This window comes from Anaerosolibacter carboniphilus (assembly GCF_014205875.1).
Lineage (GTDB): Bacteria > Bacillota > Clostridia > Peptostreptococcales > Thermotaleaceae > Anaerosolibacter > Anaerosolibacter carboniphilus.
Genome location: NZ_JACHEN010000025.1, coordinates 69340 through 87978, shown reverse-complemented (window position 1 = coordinate 87978; position 18639 = coordinate 69340). Strand labels below are relative to the sequence as shown.

The window sequence follows — 18639 nt, the reverse complement described above, 5'->3', positions numbered from 1 at the left end:
GATTGTTATTGTCTAAGCCCGGTAAAATACAATATATGTTTTCGTAGGAAATTATGGTCTTCGATTTCCTAGATATGGGGTGTGCAGAGGGGATTTTCCCCTTTGCCGTATTAAGGAAGGTGCTCAGGCTGCTTTGCAGCCGTCGAAGGAAACCTAGGGTTTCCTAGCGAAAACAAATTGCCGATAGGCAACTTTGTTTTTATCTATATTTTCACATAATTGTAACATAAAATATATGGGATATAGCTTTTATCAGAAAAATGGTTGTGTTACAATGAAACTTGGAGTATTATATACTGCCATAGAAAGGATGAGACGAATGAGTTTCTTAGATAAAATTTTTGGAAGCTTTAATGAACGTGAAGTAAAGCGCTTATTCAAGATCGTAGATGAGATAGATGCTTTCGAAGAGAAGATAAAGCCTTTAAGCGATGAGCAATTAAAGCATAAGACGATTGAATTTAAAGAAGCCCTGAAAAATGGAAAAACCTTAGATGATATATTGCCAGAGGCTTTTGCTGTAGTTCGGGAAGCTGCATGGAGAACCTTGGGAATGAGACATTTCCGTGTTCAACTTCTCGGCGGAATTGTTTTGCATCAAGGGCGCATCTCAGAGATGAAGACAGGGGAAGGTAAAACCCTTGTGGCTACTGCGCCAGTGTATCTAAATGCTTTGGAAGGACGAGGAGTACATGTTGTTACTGTAAATGACTACCTGGCAAAGCGTGATAAGGAATGGATGAGCAAAATCTACGAGTTTTTAGGACTTTCAGTGGGATGTATTGTTCATGGTTTGACCAATGAACAAAGAAGAGCTGCATACAATAGTGATATTACCTATGGAACCAATAATGAGTTTGGTTTTGATTATTTAAGGGATAACATGGTGCTATATAAGGAAGAGATGGTGCAGCGCGAGCAAAATTATGCCATCGTGGATGAGGTGGACAGCATATTGGTGGATGAAGCCAGAACACCGCTGATTATTTCAGGTGCTGGAGAGAAATCTACAAAAATGTATGCCATCGTTGATCAATTTGTTAAAGGGCTTAAGAAAGAAGTAGACTTTACTGTGGATGAGAAAGCCCATTCGGTTGTTTTAACCGATGATGGAGTACAGAAGGCGGAAAGCTTCTTTGCATTGGAGAATCTTGCCGATCCAGAGAACATGGAGATTTCTCACCATATCAATCAGGCGCTAAAAGCCCGTAATCTGATGAAATTAGACAAGGACTATGTAGTGAAGGATGGAGAGATCGTCATTGTAGATGAGTTCACAGGACGTTTGATGTTTGGAAGACGTTACAGCGATGGATTACATCAAGCCATTGAAGCCAAGGAAGGCTTAGAGGTTCAGCGAGAATCTAAGACATTGGCTACCATTACCCTGCAAAATTATTTCAGAATGTATCGCAAGCTGTCAGGTATGACAGGTACAGCGAAAACGGAGGAAGAGGAATTTAAGCATATTTACAATATGGATGTTGTGGTGATTCCAACCAATAGAGAGATTCAGAGAAAAGACCAGTCCGATTCTGTGTATAAAACCATGGAGGGCAAATTTAAGGCCGTGGTGAATCAAATCATTGAGAGACATAAGAAGGGACAGCCTGTATTGGTAGGTACGATTTCCATCGAAAACTCTGAGTTGTTGAGCAAAGTGTTAAAAAGATACGGGGTACCCCATGAGGTGTTAAATGCCAAGCATCATGAAAGGGAAGCTGAAATTGTAGCTCAGGCAGGACATTTGGGTGCAGTAACCATCGCCACCAATATGGCGGGTCGTGGTACCGATATCGTACTGGGTGGAAATCCAGAGTTCATGGCGAAGAAAGAGCTTAGAAGATTGGGTTATAATGATTATGTGCTGTCTATGGTAACCAGCCATGTGCCTACAGAGGATGAGGAAATCCTGGAGGCTAGAATGAAATATAACGAAATCTATGAGCAAATGAAGAAAGTAACGGATGAAGAACATCGAAAGGTAAAAGAAGCTGGCGGCTTGTATATCATTGGTACAGAGCGTCATGAATCACGAAGAATCGACAATCAGCTCCGTGGTCGTGCTGGACGTCAGGGAGATCCTGGGGTATCCCAGTTCTTTATTTCCTTAGAGGATGATTTGATGCGTTTATTTGGTAGTGATCGCATCAAAGGTGTGGTAGAAAAATTAGGTATGGATGATGATGAACCTATCGAAGCTAGTCTTTTATCCAAGTCTATCGAAGGTGCCCAGAAAAAGGTGGAGGGAAGAAACTTCTCTATACGGAAGCACGTTCTACAATACGATGATGTGATGAACAAGCAAAGAGAGATTATCTATAGAGAAAGAAGAAGAGTGTTAGAAGGAGAAAATCTTCGGGATCATATCATGGATATGCTGAACTCCTTGGTAGATAGTGTGGTAGAGGTATATACAGCTGATGCAAAGTATCCTGAAGAATGGGATCTAAAGGCGATTGAAGATAATCTCCATAATGTCTTCTTGCCAAAGGACAGCTTACACTTTGAAAAGGTAGAGGACTTAACTCAGGAAGCTCTAAAAGAAAGAATTATGGAAATCGCTGAAAACATCTACCGTACCAAAGAAGAAGAAATCGGTGAGGACCGCATGAGAGAGCTGGAGCGAGTGATGCTTCTTCAAGTGGTTGATACGAAATGGATGGATCATATCGATGCCATGGATCAATTAAGACAAGGAATCGGATTGAGAGCCTATGGACAGGAAGACCCTGTGAGAGCATATCAGACAGAGGGCTTTGATATGTTTGAGGAAATGATCAAGAACATTCAAGAGGATACCTTGAGATATATCTTCAATGTGACGGTGCAAACCGATGCTCAGCGTAAGCAGGTAGTGCAGGTAACAGGAACCAGCGGCGGCGGCGATGCAGAGGTTGAAAACAAGCCAGTGGTAAAAGAGGACACCATAGGCAGAAACGACCCATGCCCATGCGGTAGTGGAAAGAAATATAAGAAGTGCTGCGGACAGTAAGGGTTAGTGGATAGAGGTTAGTAGATAGTGGCAAAAACCACTTGGTAGATATATATTTGACCACTAACGACTTACAACTAACGAAATAAGGATGTGAGAAAGTGATCCAGTTGGAGCAAATAAAGTATGAATTGAATCTGCTGGAGGAGCCTTTAAAAGATTTGAGGGTTTCTCTTTGACATTACTACATTAGAAAATCGTATTGAAGAATTAGAGGCAAAGGCTGTAGAACAAAGCTTTTGGGATGATCCTCAAGAGGCTCAAAAAATACTACAGCAGTTGAAAGGGTATAAGGATAGGCAGGGAAGATTTGCTGAACTATACCAGAGCTGGGAGGATCTCCTGGTATTGGTGGAGATGGCCATGGAAGAAGAGGATCCATCTCTTGAAGATGAGATTCAAAAGGGCGTGGAGAAACTCCAGATGGATATCGATAAGATGAAGGTTGAAACCCTTTTGTCTGGAGAATATGATCATAGCAATGCCATTTTATCCATCCATGCAGGCGCTGGTGGCTTGGATTCACAGGATTGGGCAGAGATGCTCCTGCGCATGTATACCCGTTGGGCGGAGAAAAGGGGATATCGGGTGAGAACGCTGGATATTTTACCGGATACAGAGGCTGGAATCAAGAGTGTCACCCTGTTGATTGAAGGAGAAAACGCCTACGGCTATTTGAAGAGCGAAAAGGGCGTTCATCGGATTGTAAGGATTTCTCCCTTTGATCCGTCGGGAAAAAGGCATACCTCCTTTGCTTCTGTGGATGTGATGCCAGATATTGATGAAAGCATTGATATTGAAATCAATCCCAGCGATTTGAAGGTGGACACCTATCGTGCCAGCGGTGCTGGAGGACAACACGTAAATAAAACGGAATCCGCCATACGTATTACCCATCTTCCAACAGGGATCGTGGTTCAATGCCAAAATGAGCGCTCACAGCACAGCAATAGGGATACGGCCATGAAAATGTTGAAGGGTAAGTTGATAGAATTAAAGGAACGGGAACAAAAGGAAAAGATTGAGGATTTAAAAGGTGACTATAACCAGATCGCGTGGGGCAGTCAAATTCGCTCCTATGTATTCCATCCCTATAACCTTGTAAAAGATCATAGAACCAACGCGGAGATCGGCAATGTGCAAGGCGTCATGGATGGAGACATTGATTTGTTTATTGATGAGTATCTAAAAAACAAAAACTCGGTATAAATGCCGAGTTTTTTTATGAATTTTTCTAGTAAAATAGACACAATATTACAAAGAATTTAATAAATTGACAATTTTGAAAGGGAAAATTGATTATGTAGAGAATATATATAAAAAATAATTTTTTCGTCAGTAATGTATAGGATAGGGCACCGCAAAAAGGGGAGTGGATAAGATGAAGTTGAAGATTAAGGGAATGAAGAAGGAAAAAGCGATTTCTGTAAACACAGGAATACGCGCACAAGCAACGTCGAGAATGGTTGTGCAGCTTGCTGCAGTGATTGTTCTGATTATTACGTTGACAGTCACTTCCATCGGAATCATGAACTATCGTAGTGATGTCCAAGATTTGCTGGAAAATAAAAAAGAAGCGAACAAAATAATGGCCAAGGTGGTTGCCCAACAGGTAGATTTATATATAACCAGTTCTCTTGATGCGATGAAGACGGTGGCTGCCATCATAGACTTTGAGAATCTGGACAAATATGAAAAAAATATTTCCCTTGGCAAGGTAGTCAGCAAAAACGTACAATTTAAATCTGCATATATTACTGACATGGATGGAAATATTGCCGCATCTACCAACTCACGAAGAGATGATGGAAAAAATTATAAGAATACAGATTGGTTCAAGGAGTCTGCCGCGGGGAAAACTTACATATCAGATACATTTATTGATGAAGACTCAAAGATGCCAATTATCATTATATCTATGCCCATAGAAAGCATGGTTTCAGGACAGACAGGTGTGATTGCTGTTGACTTAAGATTGGACCGACTCTTTTATCTTACCAAAGATATGAAGATGGGTGAGACAGGTTATAGCTATATTGTAGACAAGAAAGGAAACATCATTGCCCATCCCCAGTTTAAAGAGAAGGTATTAGCAAAGCAAAATGCCTTAGAACAGGGGATTAAAGGAGTGGCCAGTGTTATCGAAGGAAAAAGTGATGTAGAAATCTATCAGGATGATGAAGGACGAAAAGTGGTTGGAGGCTATGCACCAGTGTCGTCCACCAGGTGGGGTGTACTGGTAGAACAGCAATACAGTGAAATTATATCTCAAGGCATGGCAGCATTAATTAGAGTCATTGTAATTTCATTGGTTGTTATTTTGTTAAGTATTTTGGGAAGCAGCTTTTTTGCTAGGGCATTTACCAAGCCTATTACTGACATGTTGAAGGTGGTTAATAAAATCAAGGAAGGAAAGCTCACAGAGCGTATTCAGGTGAATGCCAAGAATGAGGTGGGCTTGCTTCAGCAAGCTTTTAACGACATGGTAGATTCGCTATCAGAGCTTATTCAGGATGTAAGCCATGCTTCCTTGCAGATCAATCGTTCAACAAAGGAGCTGGAAAGCAATGCCCAGCTTATGGCAGAAGCGGCTTCGGAGATTACAGCTGCCATCAATGACGTTGCAGGGGGCACGGAGAAGCAGATGCATAGCGTTGAAACCAGCACTGAGGTTGTTAACCAAATGATTGAAGGGGTTCGTAGTGTATCAGATAATGCAACAGAAATATTGAAGTCATCCACCTATGCCTCAGAATTAGCAAGGAATGGCGCCCAGGATATTGAGGAAATTGTGAAGACGATGAAGTCTATTGATGAAACTGTGGGGCAATCGGCAACGTTAATAAAAGAACTTAGCGTCCACACTTACCAAATTGGGGACATCGTCCAGTTGATTAAGCAAATCTCCGATCAAACCAATTTATTAGCACTCAATGCAGCCATTGAAGCGGCCAGGGCGGGAGAGCATGGTAGAGGCTTCTCTGTAGTGGCTGACGAGGTTAGAAAACTGGCGGAGCAGTCAGCGAAGGCAACCATCAGCATTGTGGAATTGATTAAGAAAATCGAAAAAGAGACAGACCGAGCTGTAAAAGCCATGGAATCCAGCTTGGAGGGTGCAAGGAATGGAACCAAGGTGGTTCGTGGAACAACTCAATCCTTCCATGATATTATTCAAGAAACTCAAAAAGTGGCCCATGAGGTAGAAAGCTTTACAGGGGCCATCCAGGAGCTTACAGCGGGTATGGACCTAGTAGAGCAATCTATTCTTGAAGTGAACCATGTATCCCAATCTACTGCTGCCAGCTCTCAAGAGGTTCTTGCCAGCACGGAGGAGCAAGATCAGGCCATTCGTCAGATTACTGAGGCCATCAAAGGGCTTGGTGAGATGGCACATCATTTGGATACTTTTATTCAACGATTTGATATTGAGGAGCGGCGGGATATAAGAATACAGTATGAAGATTCCCAGGTACAAGAGGATACCGTAGAGGAAGAAACAGAGTCTTCCATAGTGATTGTAGAAGATGAGAATATCTGGACTGATGAAGCAGAACATGGAGAGGAAAGAGAAGTTTTGGAAGAAGAACTCATCGAAGAAGGAATTGCTGAAGAAGAAATCATTGAAGAAAAAATAGCGAAAGAAGAAAATGTTGAGGAAGAGGAGCAGATGATATCTTTTATAGAAATGGAAGAGGATGAAGCCGCTGCTACCCTGGATATGGAAGAAGAAATCACGGATACAGAGGATGAGGAGAAAGAAGTATAGAAAATAGCCGGAGACTTCCGGCTATTTTAATGAACATATTTATCCCTTGATTCCATGGGGATACAACTATATAATTAGGGATAGATTAATGGCTGGTAGTTGGAGACTGGCAACTGGTGACTAATAAAGGAGTGATTTTAGTGGATTTGATATTAAAGCAGTTGATATCCGAGTTTCGATTGAAGGAACATCAGATTAGGAATACCATAGAGTTGATTGATGCAGGAAATACGATTCCTTTCATTGCAAGATATCGTAAGGAGCAGACGGGAGAATTAAGCGATACGGTGTTGAGGGATTTGTTCGACCGTTTAACGTATCTAAGAAACCTGCAGACAAGAAAAGAAGAAGTAATTCGCCTCATAGGTGAGCAGGATAAGCTAACCGATGAGCTGCAAGGAAAGATCGAGAAGGCAGTAACTTTGACAGAAGTGGAAGATCTATATCGCCCCTACAGACCAAAACGTAGAACGAGGGCAACCATCGCCAAAGAGAAGGGACTGGATCCCCTAGCCCAGATCATGTGGGAGCAAAACCTATACGATGGATTTATGGAAGAGATCGCAAAGCGTTATATCAGCGAAGAAAAAGAGGTACATACCGTAGAAGAGGCTATCCAAGGAGCCCTGGATATCATTGCTGAGATGATTGCCGACGATGCGGAATATCGCAAGAAAATCAGAAACTTAACCTTTGAGAAAGGCACCATGATTTCCAATGCTGCAGATCAAGAAGCTCAGTCTGTATATGAGATGTATTACGATTATAAGGAGCCTGTCAAAAAGATCCCGGATCATCGGATATTGGCCATCAATAGAGGAGAGAAAGAGAAGTTTTTGAAGGTAAAGATCCATGCTCCGGAGGAGGATATTTTATATTTCTTGAAAAAAGAAACTGTGAAAGCCAAGCGGAGCATTAGCGCAGACCATGTTGCCCTTGCGGCCGAAGATGGATACAAGAGGTTGATTGCCCCATCCATAGAGCGAGAGATCCGAAATGACTTGACAGAACGGGCTGAAGAAAAGGCCATCAAGGTATTTGGTACCAATCTAAAAAACCTACTTCTCCAACCACCAGTGAAGAACATGGTGGTCATGGGTTTTGACCCGGCATATCGTACGGGATGCAAGATTGCTGTAGTAGATGAAACGGGCAAGCTTTTGGATACAACGACGGTTTATCCTACAGCCCCCCAAAGCGATGAGGTGAAGGCAAAAAAAGAATTGCTGGCTTTGATTGAAAAGCATGGAGTCAATGTCATCGCCATAGGAAATGGAACTGCTTCCAGGGAGTCTGAAATGTTTGTGGCCGAGATGTTAAAATCTATAAAGATGCCAATCTATTATTTGATCGTCAATGAGGCTGGTGCTTCGGTATATTCGGCTTCTAAGTTGGCTGCTGAGGAATATCCAGATATCAATGTATCCTTAAGGGGTGCCATTTCCATTGGAAGAAGGCTCCAGGATCCACTGGCGGAATTGGTGAAGATTGATCCGAAGAGCATCGGCGTAGGTCAGTATCAGCATGATGTAAATCAATCTCGTCTAAGCGAAACCCTAAAAGGCGTGGTAGAGGATGCGGTAAACAGTGTTGGAGTGGATTTAAATACGGCTTCCCCTTCCTTGCTTCAATATATTGCGGGCATTAGTAAGGCCGTTGCCACCAATATTGTAAAATATAGGGAAGATAATGGCAAATTTACAAATAGAAAAGAATTGCTGAAGGTTCCAAGACTAGGTCCTGCTGCCTTTGAGCAATGTGCAGGCTTCTTAAGAATTCCAGAAGGCAAGCATGTTTTAGATAATACGGCGGTACATCCTGAGTCCTATGAAGCAGCGGAAAAGCTTTTGGATAAACTAGGCTATACATTGGTGGATATGAAAAATAGAAAATTGAATGACCTTCAGGATAAATTGGGAGAGGTAGACTTGGGAACCTTAGCTGGTGAACTGGAAATGGGTATTCCAACCTTAAGGGATATCTTGAAAGAGATCCAAAAACCAGGTAGGGATCCAAGGGATGAAATGCCAAAGCCTATCCTGAGAAATGATGTATTAAAGCTGGAGGATTTAAAAGCCGACATGGTTTTGACGGGTACGGTGCGAAATGTTATTGATTTTGGTGCTTTTGTGGATATAGGTGTGAAGAATGATGGATTGGTACACATTTCGGAATTAAGTGACAAATACGTGAAAAACCCTATGGAGGTAGTATCAGTAGGGGACGTGGTGAAGGTGCGTGTTCTAAAGGTAGATTTAGAGCGAGGCAAGGTATCCTTGAGTATGAAGGGGATAGAAGAATAACAGCGGAAAGGAGATAATTATGACTATAAAATACATATTATTCGATTTGGATGGAACTTTGTTAGATACCAATAATCTAATTATTGAGTCCTTTCAGCATACATATCGGCAGCATTTAAATAAAGAGGTTACCAGGGAATATATACTGGAATCCTTCGGCGAGATTTTGAGAATAACGTTAGAGCGGGAATGCAAGGATTGCGTGGAGGAAGCTATTGAAACTTACAGGCGTTATCAGATTGAGAATTTTGATCGTCTGATTACCATCCATACGGGGGTAAAGGAAGTTGTAAAAAGCCTATATGAACAGGGCTATAAATTGGCTGTGGTAACTTCCAGGCTCAATGAATCGGCATTGAGGGGGCTAAAGCACTTCCATCTAGAGTCATATTTTGAATGTATGATCGGTGCCGATGATACGGATCGCCACAAACCAGATCCTACTCCAGCACGAATGGCACTTGAGGCCATGGGTGGAACGCCGGAAGAAGCTATCATGATCGGGGATAGCCCCTTTGATATCCAATGTGCCCAAAATGCAGGCATCATTTCTGCGGTCGTAAGCTGGAGTGCTCTGCCGCCAGAGATCTATATGGTCCACAAACCGGATTATGTGATTGACAGCATGGAGGAATTGGTAGAGATTATTGAGGAATTGAATAGGAAATAACACAAGAGTCTGCATTTTTTCATGCAGGCTCTTAATGCATCAGATAAAGGATGCATAATAAAGTGCCCAGATTAAGATCGAAAAATCGTAGGAGCGTGCATTGTACGTCCGTTTCGTTGTCAATGACCATTGCAGACGCCCAATGGTCTACTCAGGATGACAGGTAGGTGGTTGCTGCGGTTAAAGGGCGATTCATGAATCGCCCCTACCAAGCATACTAGACTAAATTTTTCGTAGGGTCGGACGACCCTGTCCGACCGTTTTGTCCAGAAATATAATGATGGATGGATAGAGACTAGACATAGAGAAAGCAGGGCTTCGGCCCCGCTCACGTATGTTTTTCTTTTGTTTTTAACTTACAACTTTCAACTGCTCTTATGCCTTCTGTCCCTTTTTCTTAACAAAGGAAAGGATACCGCCAAGGGCGATGGACAAGAATGCTGACATCAATACCCTATACTCTGGTGGAAGCAGGAATGTAATGGTGTGAGCAGGAATCCAGAAAAGTGGAATGGTCTTTAAATATACAAAGGAAACAAGGATTTTCCAATCGATATGTTCAACTACTTGATGAATAGAAACCTTGTTTAAGTTGGCAGCCTTGCCATTACATAGTTCGATATAGGTGTCTGTGATACGATGTAATCCCATAAAAGTTGGTGCAAAAATGAGATTCATAAATGTACTGATGAAAAAAGCAGTTGCAAGTTTACTACCACCGAAATCAGAGATCAATCCTGCACCGATGGCGCCGCGGACGCCGGCATCAAAGATAGGAAATGCTACGGCAAAGGCCATACCAAAGAAGCCCCAAATCACCATGCGCCAAAAAAGCCCTACGGGTTGAACCCATTTCCCCACCACAATGCGAATGGCAAGCAGCTCACCCATGGTAGCAAGGATCGCTACTTTGATAAATCCCATAAGATAGGGATGGGCCTTTGTCATGGCAATGAAAGCACCATGGGTTGCGGGACTAAGTAAGATAGCGGATACCGCAAGTAAGGATAATAACCACAAAAAATCTCCCTTTTTCATTGAAAAACTCCTTTCAGATCCATTGCTATTAAATAGCTTATTATTTTGTAACGTTTAAAAATTTTTAATAAGTCTAGTTATATTATAATACATTTTGATAGATGTAAAAATAGTTTTTTTATTGTCGTCAGTCACCAGCTGCCAGTTGTAAAAAACTGGTTTAAATTCATTAAAAGTCCTTTTGGGGACTGAAGTCCCCGCTACAAAGGCTTACTTTATAGCTGGAAGCCGGTGACTGGCGACTGACAGCTAATGCATTATTTTTCCAAACAAGATTCTTTGAAGGATTTATTGAATCAGTGTAGAAAAAGTAACAGTATGGTTTTACAATTATTAGTAGTTTCTGTGTAGCTTGTAGATGGAGTTCTTTCCATGGAATATAAGCAAGCTATACTGTAATAGATTAGGAGGAAAGCATATGATTTTGATTAAAGATGGAATGATCCTGACCATGGAGGGAAGGGTTTATGACAAGGCAAGTATTTTAATTGAGGATGGAAAAATCAAAGAAATTGGAGAAGATATGGTGGTACCTTTAGATGCTGAGGTGATTGATGCGGCAGGAAAGATTATCACTCCGGGGATTATAGATGCCCATTGTCATCTAGGGATGTGGGAGGATGCCATAGGGTTTGAAGGTGCAGATGGAAACGAGGCGACAGATCCTGTAACACCCCATTTGCGCGCTATTGATGCCATCAATCCCATGGATAGAACCTTTCGGGAGGCTTATGAAGGAGGAGTCACTTCCGTAGCTACGGGGCCGGGAAGTGCCAATGTGATTGGGGGGCAATTTGTTGCTATAAAGACCTATGGAGATAGGATAGATAATATGATTATTAAGGATCCGATTGCCATGAAATGCGCTTTTGGAGAGAATCCCAAAAGAGTATATCATGATAAAAAACAATCACCCAGTACAAGAATGGCAACAGCAGCCATTTTGAGAGATACACTGTTTAAGGCCAAGGAATATGGGGCAAAATTGAAGGCTTCCTTGGAGGATCCATCTAAAAAACCGAGCTTCGATATGAAAATGGAGGCGCTTCAGCCAGTGCTAAGGGGAGAGATTCCTCTAAAGGCTCATGCCCATCGTGCCGATGATATTTTTACAGCGATACGTATTGCAAAGGAATTTGATGTGAAGGTTACTTTAGAGCATTGTACAGAAGGGCATCTCATTGTAGAACATATCAAAGAGGAAGGCTTGTATGCCGTAGTAGGGCCAAGCTTTGGTGAGCGTTCAAAATATGAGTTGAAGAATTTAACCTTTGAAACAGCAGGCGTTTTAAGTAGGGCAGGGGTGAAGATTGCCATTATGACAGATCATCCTGTGATTCCTCTCCAATACCTGCCCATGTGTGCAGCTTTGGCTGTAAAGGCTGGTATGGATGAGGAAGAAGCATTGAAAGCAATTACCATCAACGCTGCGGAGATTCTGGGTATTGATCATAGGATAGGCAGCATTCGAGAAGGAAAGGATGCGGACCTTGTGATCTGGGATGGACATCCATTTGCATTGCAATCCAAGGTCGATTATACAGTGATCGATGGGAAAGTGGTTTATAAGAGGGGTTAGTCGTTAGTAGTTTATAAAAAAACAAGAAAGCGGATTAGGGCAAGACCATGTGAATAGTAAATGATGTAGGATTAGTTTTTTGCCACTGACCACTAATGTCTAACCACTAACATATAAAGGAGATATAGGAATATGGATATTTTACCGGTAAAGGTTTTATTATTGGGGGCAATACCGGAGGCAATCCTGATTCTTTGGGCAGGATTATCCCTTCTAGGGGTAAGAACATCGTGGAAAAAAATCATTTTGGCAGGGATATTGCAAGGTCTAACGGCATATTTTATTCGGAGATATATGGATTTCGGCGTACATACTGTGGCACAATTTATAACGATTGTAACCTATATGTGTATCTTGATTGGGGTAAATCTTCCTACAGCATTGATTGCTGCGTTGATTTCCTATGCTGTCGTGATTATCACAGAGGGATGTATATATATCTTTTTCGATTTGAATATTGCCTATATCATGTCCGATGAATGGTTAAGATTATTGTTCTTTATTCCTCACAACAGTATTTTAGCTGTCATTGGATACTTATGTAGGAAGAAGAACATCTCTTTACAGCAAGAATTCACATTTTTGAGTAAAATCGTAAAATAGGTATTGAAAGAAACTGGATGCTGCTATATAATAGTTGTGAAGAAATAAAGCAAACAACTGAATGAATGAAGGTCTTCAGGGCAGGGTGAAATTCCCGACCGGCGGTAAAGTCCGCGAGCAGCGAAAGCTGCAGAACTGGTGTAATTCCAGTACCGACAGTAAAGTCTGGATGGAAGAAGATAATAATTGCTATGTTTTGTAGTGATTTAACACCTGAGGATATGTTCTTCAGGTGTTTATTATTTCTCCATCAATCCATTATTGAAATTAGGAGGAACGATCATGTCAAACAAAATAACATTAACCGGTCAAATGACGCAAAAAACGTCTGCGAAGACACTTACAAAGGTATCGATACTTTCCGTATTGGCCTATATTATCATGTTAGTGGAGATTCCGCTATTTTTCTTTCCATCATTTCTAACCATCGATTTGAGTGACATCCCAGCATTAATTGGTGGATTTACCTTGGGTCCAGGGGCTGCCATTGCCATACAATTGGTTAAGAATATACTGCATCTTGTTACGAAGAACACTACAGGCGGGGTTGGAGAGCTTGCAAACTTCCTTGTAGGTTCAGCGTTTGTAGTTCCTGCGTCCATTATTTATCTAAAGAACAAAACAAAACATGGAGCAGTGTTAGGAATGGTTGTAGGGATCCTCTCCATGGTAATTATGGGTGTGATTGCTAACTATTATATTACGCTTCCTTTCTACACCAAATTTATGCCGATGGATAAGATTATTGCCATGAGTGCAGCAGCTAATGGTGCCATCGTGGATATGAAAACATTGATTCTATATGCTTTTGTACCATTTAACATACTAAAAGGCACGGTAGTATCCATCATTACAGGACTATTTTATAAAAAGCTATCACCAATTTTAAAATAACAAAAAACAGGTCTAACATGATGTTAGGCCTTTTTTATTGAATTACAATAAAAATTGTCTAAAAATTATAAATATTTTACGGCAAAAACTGTTTATAAAATGAGGTGCCAAGGTATATATTACATATATGGAGGTGAATATTATGACCAATGGCAACCAGGAAAGGCTATGTATGGAGATAGACGAGGTTCGAGGTCAATTAGAGGATTTAATGATCCATAAAGGTATGGTCACAGATGAAGAGGTCGTAATATTAAGTCAAAGATTGGATCAACTGATTATTCAATACTATATGAAGAATGAATCAGAAACAGAAGGACAATGATGCTGCAAAGAAGCAGCTTTTTTTTTATGGAGCAATGGATGGATACTACTGTGTATGTGGAATGAAAGGAAAAGTACGAAGGATGCACATAATGAAAGGAAAAGGATATAATGATAATGTAGTGTAGCGTTGATTTGAAGAAGGTGATGCATTGCATTTCATAGCTTCAGCAATCCTATTCCTATTGGGTGTCTATGTAGCTGCTGCCATAGTGACAATTCTAACGAGCAGAGCAAGAAGATAGAAGCACTCCCTCTGTGGAGTGTTTTTTCCATTGCATCATATTTCCATAAAATATATAATTATGATATGATTTTGGATAGAATAGAAGTTAGAGCAATAGTGAAAATAGATATACATATGATTTAAATAGCATAATCAACGAATTGAGGTGTAGATGTGGTTAAGATTGTTAGTCTTGGAGAGGAATATACTTTCCAATTGGGATATAAATTAGGAGGTCTGTTGTCAAAGGGAGATGTGGTTTGTTTGACAGGGGATCTGGGTGCTGGAAAAACGACTTTATCAAAAGCCATAGCCAAGGGATTGGGCGTAGAAGAGGATGTTACCAGTCCAACTTTTACATTGATCCATGAGTATATGGGTAGATTACCCTTGTATCACTTCGATGTATACAGGATTAGAAAAATCGAAGAGATGGACGAACTTGGTTATGAAGAGTATTTTTATGGAGATGGCGTTTGCTTGATTGAATGGGCGTCTCTCATAGAAGAATTGATTCCAATAGAACATCTATGGATACATATCACCAAGGGAGATGGGGATCAGAACAGGGAGATTGAAATAAAGGGTACAACAGAACATTTCAAATGGATTATCGAGGAGTTGAAGCAGATATGAAGGTACTGGCATTAGATACATCATCCATTGTTGCTTCAGTGGCGGTAATGGATGATGAGAAGCTCATCGGAGAGCACATCATTAACCATGAAAGAACTCATTCTCAAAAGCTGATGCCCATGGTTGATGATTTGCTGAAAAGCTGTGAGTTAACCATGGAGGATATCGACTTGATTGCTGTGGCCGAGGGCCCTGGTTCCTTCACAGGGCTGAGAATCGGGGTCGCCACCGCCAAGGGGTTAGCCCACGCTATGAATATTCCTGTGGCAGGGATATCCACTTTGGATGCGTTGGCATTTAATCTGCCATTTTGCGAAGGTTTGATTTGCCCCCTATTGGATGCCAGAAGAAATCAAGTGTATACTGCTATTTATAAGTGGGAGGAAGGTGACTTCCTTAGCATTGATGGACCTATGGCCATAACCCTTGATGAACTTATAGAAAAATTGTCGGTAAGGCCAGAAAGGGTCATCTTTATGGGGGATGGCATGGAGAAGAACGCCGAGGTGTTGACGAAAAGCTTAGGAAACAGGGTTGTATTTTCACCCAACACGGTGAAAATGCCAAGGGCTTCTTCCATAGCACAATTGGCTTTACAGAAGGCGGCGGAAGGGAAAATAGAGAGCTTTTATGCATTAACCCCTAATTATCTCAGGAAATCCGAGGCAGAACGACAGTATGAAGAGAAAATGAAAAGGTGTGATCAGGATGGATGCGGTAAAGATTAGAAGCATGACCGTGGAGGATATACCACAAGTTTTAGAGATTGAAAACCTATGCTTTACAGTTCCCTGGTCACCGGAGGCCTTTGAAATGGAAATAACAAAAAACAAGTTTGCCCATTATGTTGTAGCCGAAGTGGATGGAAGAATAGCTGGCTATGGCGGAATGTGGTTTATTGTAGACGAAGCCCATGTAACCAATATCGCCGTTCATCCTCAATATAGGGGAAAAGGCTATGGCAATTTAATCGTAGAGGCCATGGTGGAGCGTGCTGATGCCCACGATATTTATCAAATGACGCTGGAGGTTAGGGCATCCAATCATGTGGCCCAGAATCTCTATCGGAAGTTCGGATTTGAATCCTGCGGGACTCGCCCCAAATATTATGCAGACAATAATGAGGATGCTGTCATTATGTGGAGACAAACGTAAGACAGTTATTAATAGTATGCCATTTTTAAGGGAACTCAATTTAGAGTTCCCTTTGTTGCATGTTTAAGGAAATGTGTAATAAAGTATCCAGATTGAGGTTTACAAAAGGTAGGGGCGATTCACGAATCGCCCGATATCTAGCATAGGTAATGCCACGGTTATCGTCATGCTGAGCGCAGCGAAGCATCTTATATAGCTAAATGCAGATCCTTCACGACGTTCAGGATGACAAGTAGGCGGTATCTTTGGTCAACGGGCGATTCGTGAATCGCCCCTACAATCCTCGATCGTATGTCTTAACATCCTACAAATTTTGATGAATAGCATTATAAAACATCATTGGAGAGCTTTGATAAGAGCTTGTAGTTCAAAATTGGGAATATTTTTCCAAATAAACGCAGACTTTTGAGTAAAAAAGACGTATGATATTTTTGAGGCCAATATCATCATGCCATCGTATAAATATGTGAGGAAAGGGGTCGCAGAAATGGCAAAGTCGAGGAAAAAAATGTTCATCATGATTGGTGTAGCCCTGATTGTTGTATTATTTGTGGGGGCAGCAGCCGTAAAGGCAAGTCAGCAAAAGCAGGATGTGGGGACACTGGTGAAAACAGCAACCATAGAGAAGCAGGATATAGAAGCTCATATTCTTACCAGTGGAGAAGTAGTTTCTATGGAAAAAAGGGAGGTCCTGCCGGACGTGTCGGCTAAGATAGAGCGGATTCTTGTGAAGGAAGGAGACCAGGTGGAAGCTGGACAAGAACTCGTCAAACTGGCATCAGGTGACTTAGATTACCAAATGAAAGAGGCCGAGATCAAACTGGCTATGGAGAAGGATAACCTTCAACAGCTGAGCAAGGAGAATTACACGGAGATGGAGATCGCTTTAAGCAATGCAGAAATCCAATATCGTGACGCCCAAACAGCCTATGAGAACAATAAAAAGCTTTATGAGTCAGGCGCAGTAAGCAAAAGTGAGTTAGACACAGCAAAAAGCAACCTAGATCAAAACTATAACAATTATTTATTGGCTAAGAAAAATCTAGAAAATCTTAAAACAGGTTCCGAGGTAACGGCCCAAGAAAAACAAGTAAGACTATCGGAATTGGCCATGGAAAAGATAGGAACAGAGTTAGAAAAGTATATTGTGAAAAGTCCCATATCTGGAACTGTGACCAATGTAGATGGGGTAGAAGGCAGTCTAGCAGCAGCTGATGTGGCAATCATGAAGGTTGTGAACACCAACAGTTTAGAAATTGTTACAAATATTAGTGAATATGACATTCATAAGGTAGCCCTTGGACAGCAGGTTAAGATCACAGGCGATGCCTTTGAAGGAAAAGAGTATAAAGGAACTGTAAAATACATAGATGCTACGGCTTTTTCCAATGAGACAGGACAAGGAAAGGAAACGGTAGTAAAGGTGAAGATTGAAGTCATTGATAAGAATACGGAATTGAAGCCAGGTTTTTCAGCGACTACTGATATCCTTACAGAGCGTAAGAAAGGTGCCCTGGTGATTCCTTATGAAGCAATCTACACAAAGAAGAATGGGGAAAAGGTGGTTTTCACTATAGAAAAGGGTAAGGCAAAGGAACATCTAGTCAAAACGGGCATCGAGAGTGAATTGGCAGTAGAGGTAATTGCCAACGACCTTCACGAGAAGGATTTGGTGATTATGAACCCAACGGAACAACTAAAGGATGGGGATCCGGTGAAAGAAAACAAGGTGATGAAAAATGATAAAAATTGATAATCTTATCAAAGTCTATGATACGGGAAGTATTCAGGTGGAAGCATTGAAGAAGATCAACCTTGACATTGATAAAGGAGAGTTTGTGGCGATCATGGGGCCTTCGGGTTCTGGAAAATCTACTTTTATGAATATCCTTGGATGTCTAGATCGACCCTCTGGTGGAAAGTATCGCTTGGATGGAGAGAAAATTGAAGAATTGAATGATGTACAATTGGCTGCCATCCGAAATAAAAAAATTGGTTTTGTATTTCAATCCTTTAACCTCCTGCCCCGGATGTCTGCCCTAAAAAATGTGGAATTGCCTATGATGTATGCAGGCATTTCTCCAAAGATAAGGGCAGAGCGGGCTATAGCCGCGTTAGAACGGGTTGGATTGGGAGATCGCATGCACCATAAATCCAATGAGCTTTCCGGTGGTCAGCGCCAGCGGGTGGCCATCGCCAGATCTTTAGTGAACGATCCAGCAATCATACTGGCTGATGAGCCTACAGGTAACTTGGATACAAAGTCAGGAAACGAGATTATGGGAATTTTTCAGGAACTCAATGAAGAAGGATCTACAGTGATATTGGTTACTCACGAAGCAGATATTGCTGCCTATGGAAAAAGGATTGTATCTTTCAGGGATGGAGAGATTGTAGAGGATCGCTTGGTGGAGCAGAGAACTATAATTTCGTTGAATACAAGAGTTTAG

At 41.4% G+C, this 18639-nt stretch carries 16 protein-coding genes and 1 riboswitch; of the genes, 15 read left to right on the top strand and 1 reads right to left on the bottom strand.

The genetic code is table 11. The annotated features are described in order from the left end of the window. Window positions 1–319: 319 nt before the first annotated feature. The 5 genes from secA (at window position 320) to ppaX (ending at window position 9734) form a co-directional block, all read left to right on the top strand. Window positions 320–2995 (top strand): preprotein translocase subunit SecA, encoded by a 2676-nt coding sequence (gene secA, locus HNQ80_RS18230; protein WP_207727082.1) that lies wholly within the window; start codon window positions 320–322, stop codon window positions 2993–2995. Between the two features lie 101 nt (window positions 2996–3096). Further along, window positions 3097–4204, top strand: a protein-coding gene (gene prfB, locus HNQ80_RS18225) for a peptide chain release factor 2 (protein ID WP_184312110.1) whose coding sequence is annotated in 2 segments (ribosomal slippage) — window positions 3097–3171 and window positions 3173–4204 — 1107 coding nt in all. Because the reading frame shifts where the segments join, the coding sequence is not laid out codon by codon here. 172 nt (window positions 4205–4376) lie between these two features. Further along, a complete protein-coding gene (locus tag HNQ80_RS18220; protein WP_184312109.1) occupies window positions 4377–6761 on the top strand; it encodes a methyl-accepting chemotaxis protein in 2385 nt (794 codons plus the stop codon). A 116-nt stretch (window positions 6762–6877) separates the two neighbouring features. Further along, window positions 6878–9064 (top strand): Tex family protein, encoded by a 2187-nt coding sequence (locus tag HNQ80_RS18215; RefSeq protein WP_330602941.1) that lies wholly within the window; start codon window positions 6878–6880, stop codon window positions 9062–9064. A 19-nt stretch (window positions 9065–9083) separates the two neighbouring features. After that, window positions 9084–9734, top strand: a complete 651-nt coding sequence (gene ppaX, locus HNQ80_RS18210) for a pyrophosphatase PpaX (RefSeq protein WP_184312107.1) — start codon at window positions 9084–9086, stop codon at window positions 9732–9734. A 375-nt stretch (window positions 9735–10109) separates the two neighbouring features. Here ppaX and HNQ80_RS18205 read toward each other — a convergent pair whose 3' ends face one another. Then, window positions 10110–10772, bottom strand: coding sequence for an Mpv17/PMP22 family protein (locus HNQ80_RS18205; protein ID WP_184312106.1), 663 nt, complete (start codon window positions 10770–10772; stop codon window positions 10110–10112). A 418-nt stretch (window positions 10773–11190) separates the two neighbouring features. Between HNQ80_RS18205 and HNQ80_RS18200 the strand changes: the two genes are divergently transcribed. From HNQ80_RS18200 to HNQ80_RS18160, 10 genes are all read left to right on the top strand, one after another. Further along, on the top strand, window positions 11191–12351 hold the full coding sequence (locus HNQ80_RS18200) for an amidohydrolase (RefSeq protein WP_184312105.1): 1161 nt from the start codon (window positions 11191–11193) through the stop codon (window positions 12349–12351). Between the two features lie 132 nt (window positions 12352–12483). Then, a complete protein-coding gene (locus tag HNQ80_RS18195; protein WP_184312104.1) occupies window positions 12484–12954 on the top strand; it encodes a hypothetical protein in 471 nt (156 codons plus the stop codon). Between the two features lie 67 nt (window positions 12955–13021). Then, a riboswitch (FMN riboswitch) is annotated at window positions 13022–13139 on the top strand. Between the two features lie 97 nt (window positions 13140–13236). After that, window positions 13237–13848, top strand: coding sequence for an ECF transporter S component (locus HNQ80_RS18190; protein ID WP_243183386.1), 612 nt, complete (start codon window positions 13237–13239; stop codon window positions 13846–13848). A gap of 142 nt (window positions 13849–13990) precedes the next feature. Continuing rightward, window positions 13991–14173, top strand: coding sequence for an aspartyl-phosphate phosphatase Spo0E family protein (locus tag HNQ80_RS18185; protein ID WP_184312103.1), 183 nt, complete (start codon window positions 13991–13993; stop codon window positions 14171–14173). Then, window positions 14148–14300, top strand: a complete 153-nt coding sequence (locus HNQ80_RS25700; protein WP_207727081.1) for a hypothetical protein — start codon at window positions 14148–14150, stop codon at window positions 14298–14300. The genes HNQ80_RS18185 and HNQ80_RS25700 overlap by 26 nt, the downstream gene beginning before the upstream one ends. A 272-nt stretch (window positions 14301–14572) precedes the next feature. Then, window positions 14573–15034, top strand: coding sequence for a tRNA (adenosine(37)-N6)-threonylcarbamoyltransferase complex ATPase subunit type 1 TsaE (gene tsaE / locus HNQ80_RS18180; RefSeq protein WP_184312102.1), 462 nt, complete (start codon window positions 14573–14575; stop codon window positions 15032–15034). After that, window positions 15004–15762: a tRNA (adenosine(37)-N6)-threonylcarbamoyltransferase complex dimerization subunit type 1 TsaB gene (gene tsaB, locus HNQ80_RS18175; protein WP_243183385.1), complete on the top strand. Its 759-nt coding sequence runs from the start codon at window positions 15004–15006 to the stop codon at window positions 15760–15762. Before tsaE ends, tsaB begins: the two co-directional genes overlap by 31 nt. Continuing rightward, window positions 15743–16189 (top strand): ribosomal protein S18-alanine N-acetyltransferase, encoded by a 447-nt coding sequence (gene rimI / locus HNQ80_RS18170; protein ID WP_184312100.1) that lies wholly within the window; start codon window positions 15743–15745, stop codon window positions 16187–16189. The genes tsaB and rimI overlap by 20 nt, the downstream gene beginning before the upstream one ends. A 487-nt stretch (window positions 16190–16676) precedes the next feature. Next, window positions 16677–17942, top strand: a complete 1266-nt coding sequence (locus HNQ80_RS18165) for an efflux RND transporter periplasmic adaptor subunit (RefSeq protein ID WP_184312099.1) — start codon at window positions 16677–16679, stop codon at window positions 17940–17942. After that, window positions 17929–18639 carry an ABC transporter ATP-binding protein gene (locus HNQ80_RS18160; RefSeq protein ID WP_184312098.1) on the top strand — a complete coding sequence of 237 codons (711 nt, stop codon included), beginning with the start codon at window positions 17929–17931 and terminating at the stop codon, window positions 18637–18639. The genes HNQ80_RS18165 and HNQ80_RS18160 overlap by 14 nt, the downstream gene beginning before the upstream one ends.

Bases quoted from the DNA above. Each gene is read 5' to 3' on its own strand.
- secA (WP_207727082.1), top strand. From the start codon at position 320: ATGAGTTTCTTAGATAAAATTTTTGGAAGCTTTAATGAACGTGAAGTA.
- HNQ80_RS18200 (WP_184312105.1), top strand. From the start codon at position 11,191: ATGATTTTGATTAAAGATGGAATGATCCTGACCATGGAGGGAAGGGTT.
- HNQ80_RS18165 (WP_184312099.1), top strand. From the start codon at position 16,677: ATGGCAAAGTCGAGGAAAAAAATGTTCATCATGATTGGTGTAGCCCTG.
- HNQ80_RS25700 (WP_207727081.1), top strand. From the start codon at position 14,148: ATGAATCAGAAACAGAAGGACAATGATGCTGCAAAGAAGCAGCTTTTT.
- HNQ80_RS18190 (WP_243183386.1), top strand. From the start codon at position 13,237: ATGTCAAACAAAATAACATTAACCGGTCAAATGACGCAAAAAACGTCT.
- tsaB (WP_243183385.1), top strand. From the start codon at position 15,004: ATGGATTATCGAGGAGTTGAAGCAGATATGAAGGTACTGGCATTAGAT.
- HNQ80_RS18160 (WP_184312098.1), top strand. From the start codon at position 17,929: ATGATAAAAATTGATAATCTTATCAAAGTCTATGATACGGGAAGTATT.
- ppaX (WP_184312107.1), top strand. From the start codon at position 9,084: ATGACTATAAAATACATATTATTCGATTTGGATGGAACTTTGTTAGAT.
- rimI (WP_184312100.1), top strand. From the start codon at position 15,743: ATGGATGCGGTAAAGATTAGAAGCATGACCGTGGAGGATATACCACAA.
- HNQ80_RS18220 (WP_184312109.1), top strand. From the start codon at position 4,377: ATGAAGTTGAAGATTAAGGGAATGAAGAAGGAAAAAGCGATTTCTGTA.
- HNQ80_RS18205 (WP_184312106.1), bottom strand. From the start codon at position 10,772: ATGAAAAAGGGAGATTTTTTGTGGTTATTATCCTTACTTGCGGTATCC.
- HNQ80_RS18195 (WP_184312104.1), top strand. From the start codon at position 12,484: ATGGATATTTTACCGGTAAAGGTTTTATTATTGGGGGCAATACCGGAG.
- HNQ80_RS18185 (WP_184312103.1), top strand. From the start codon at position 13,991: ATGACCAATGGCAACCAGGAAAGGCTATGTATGGAGATAGACGAGGTT.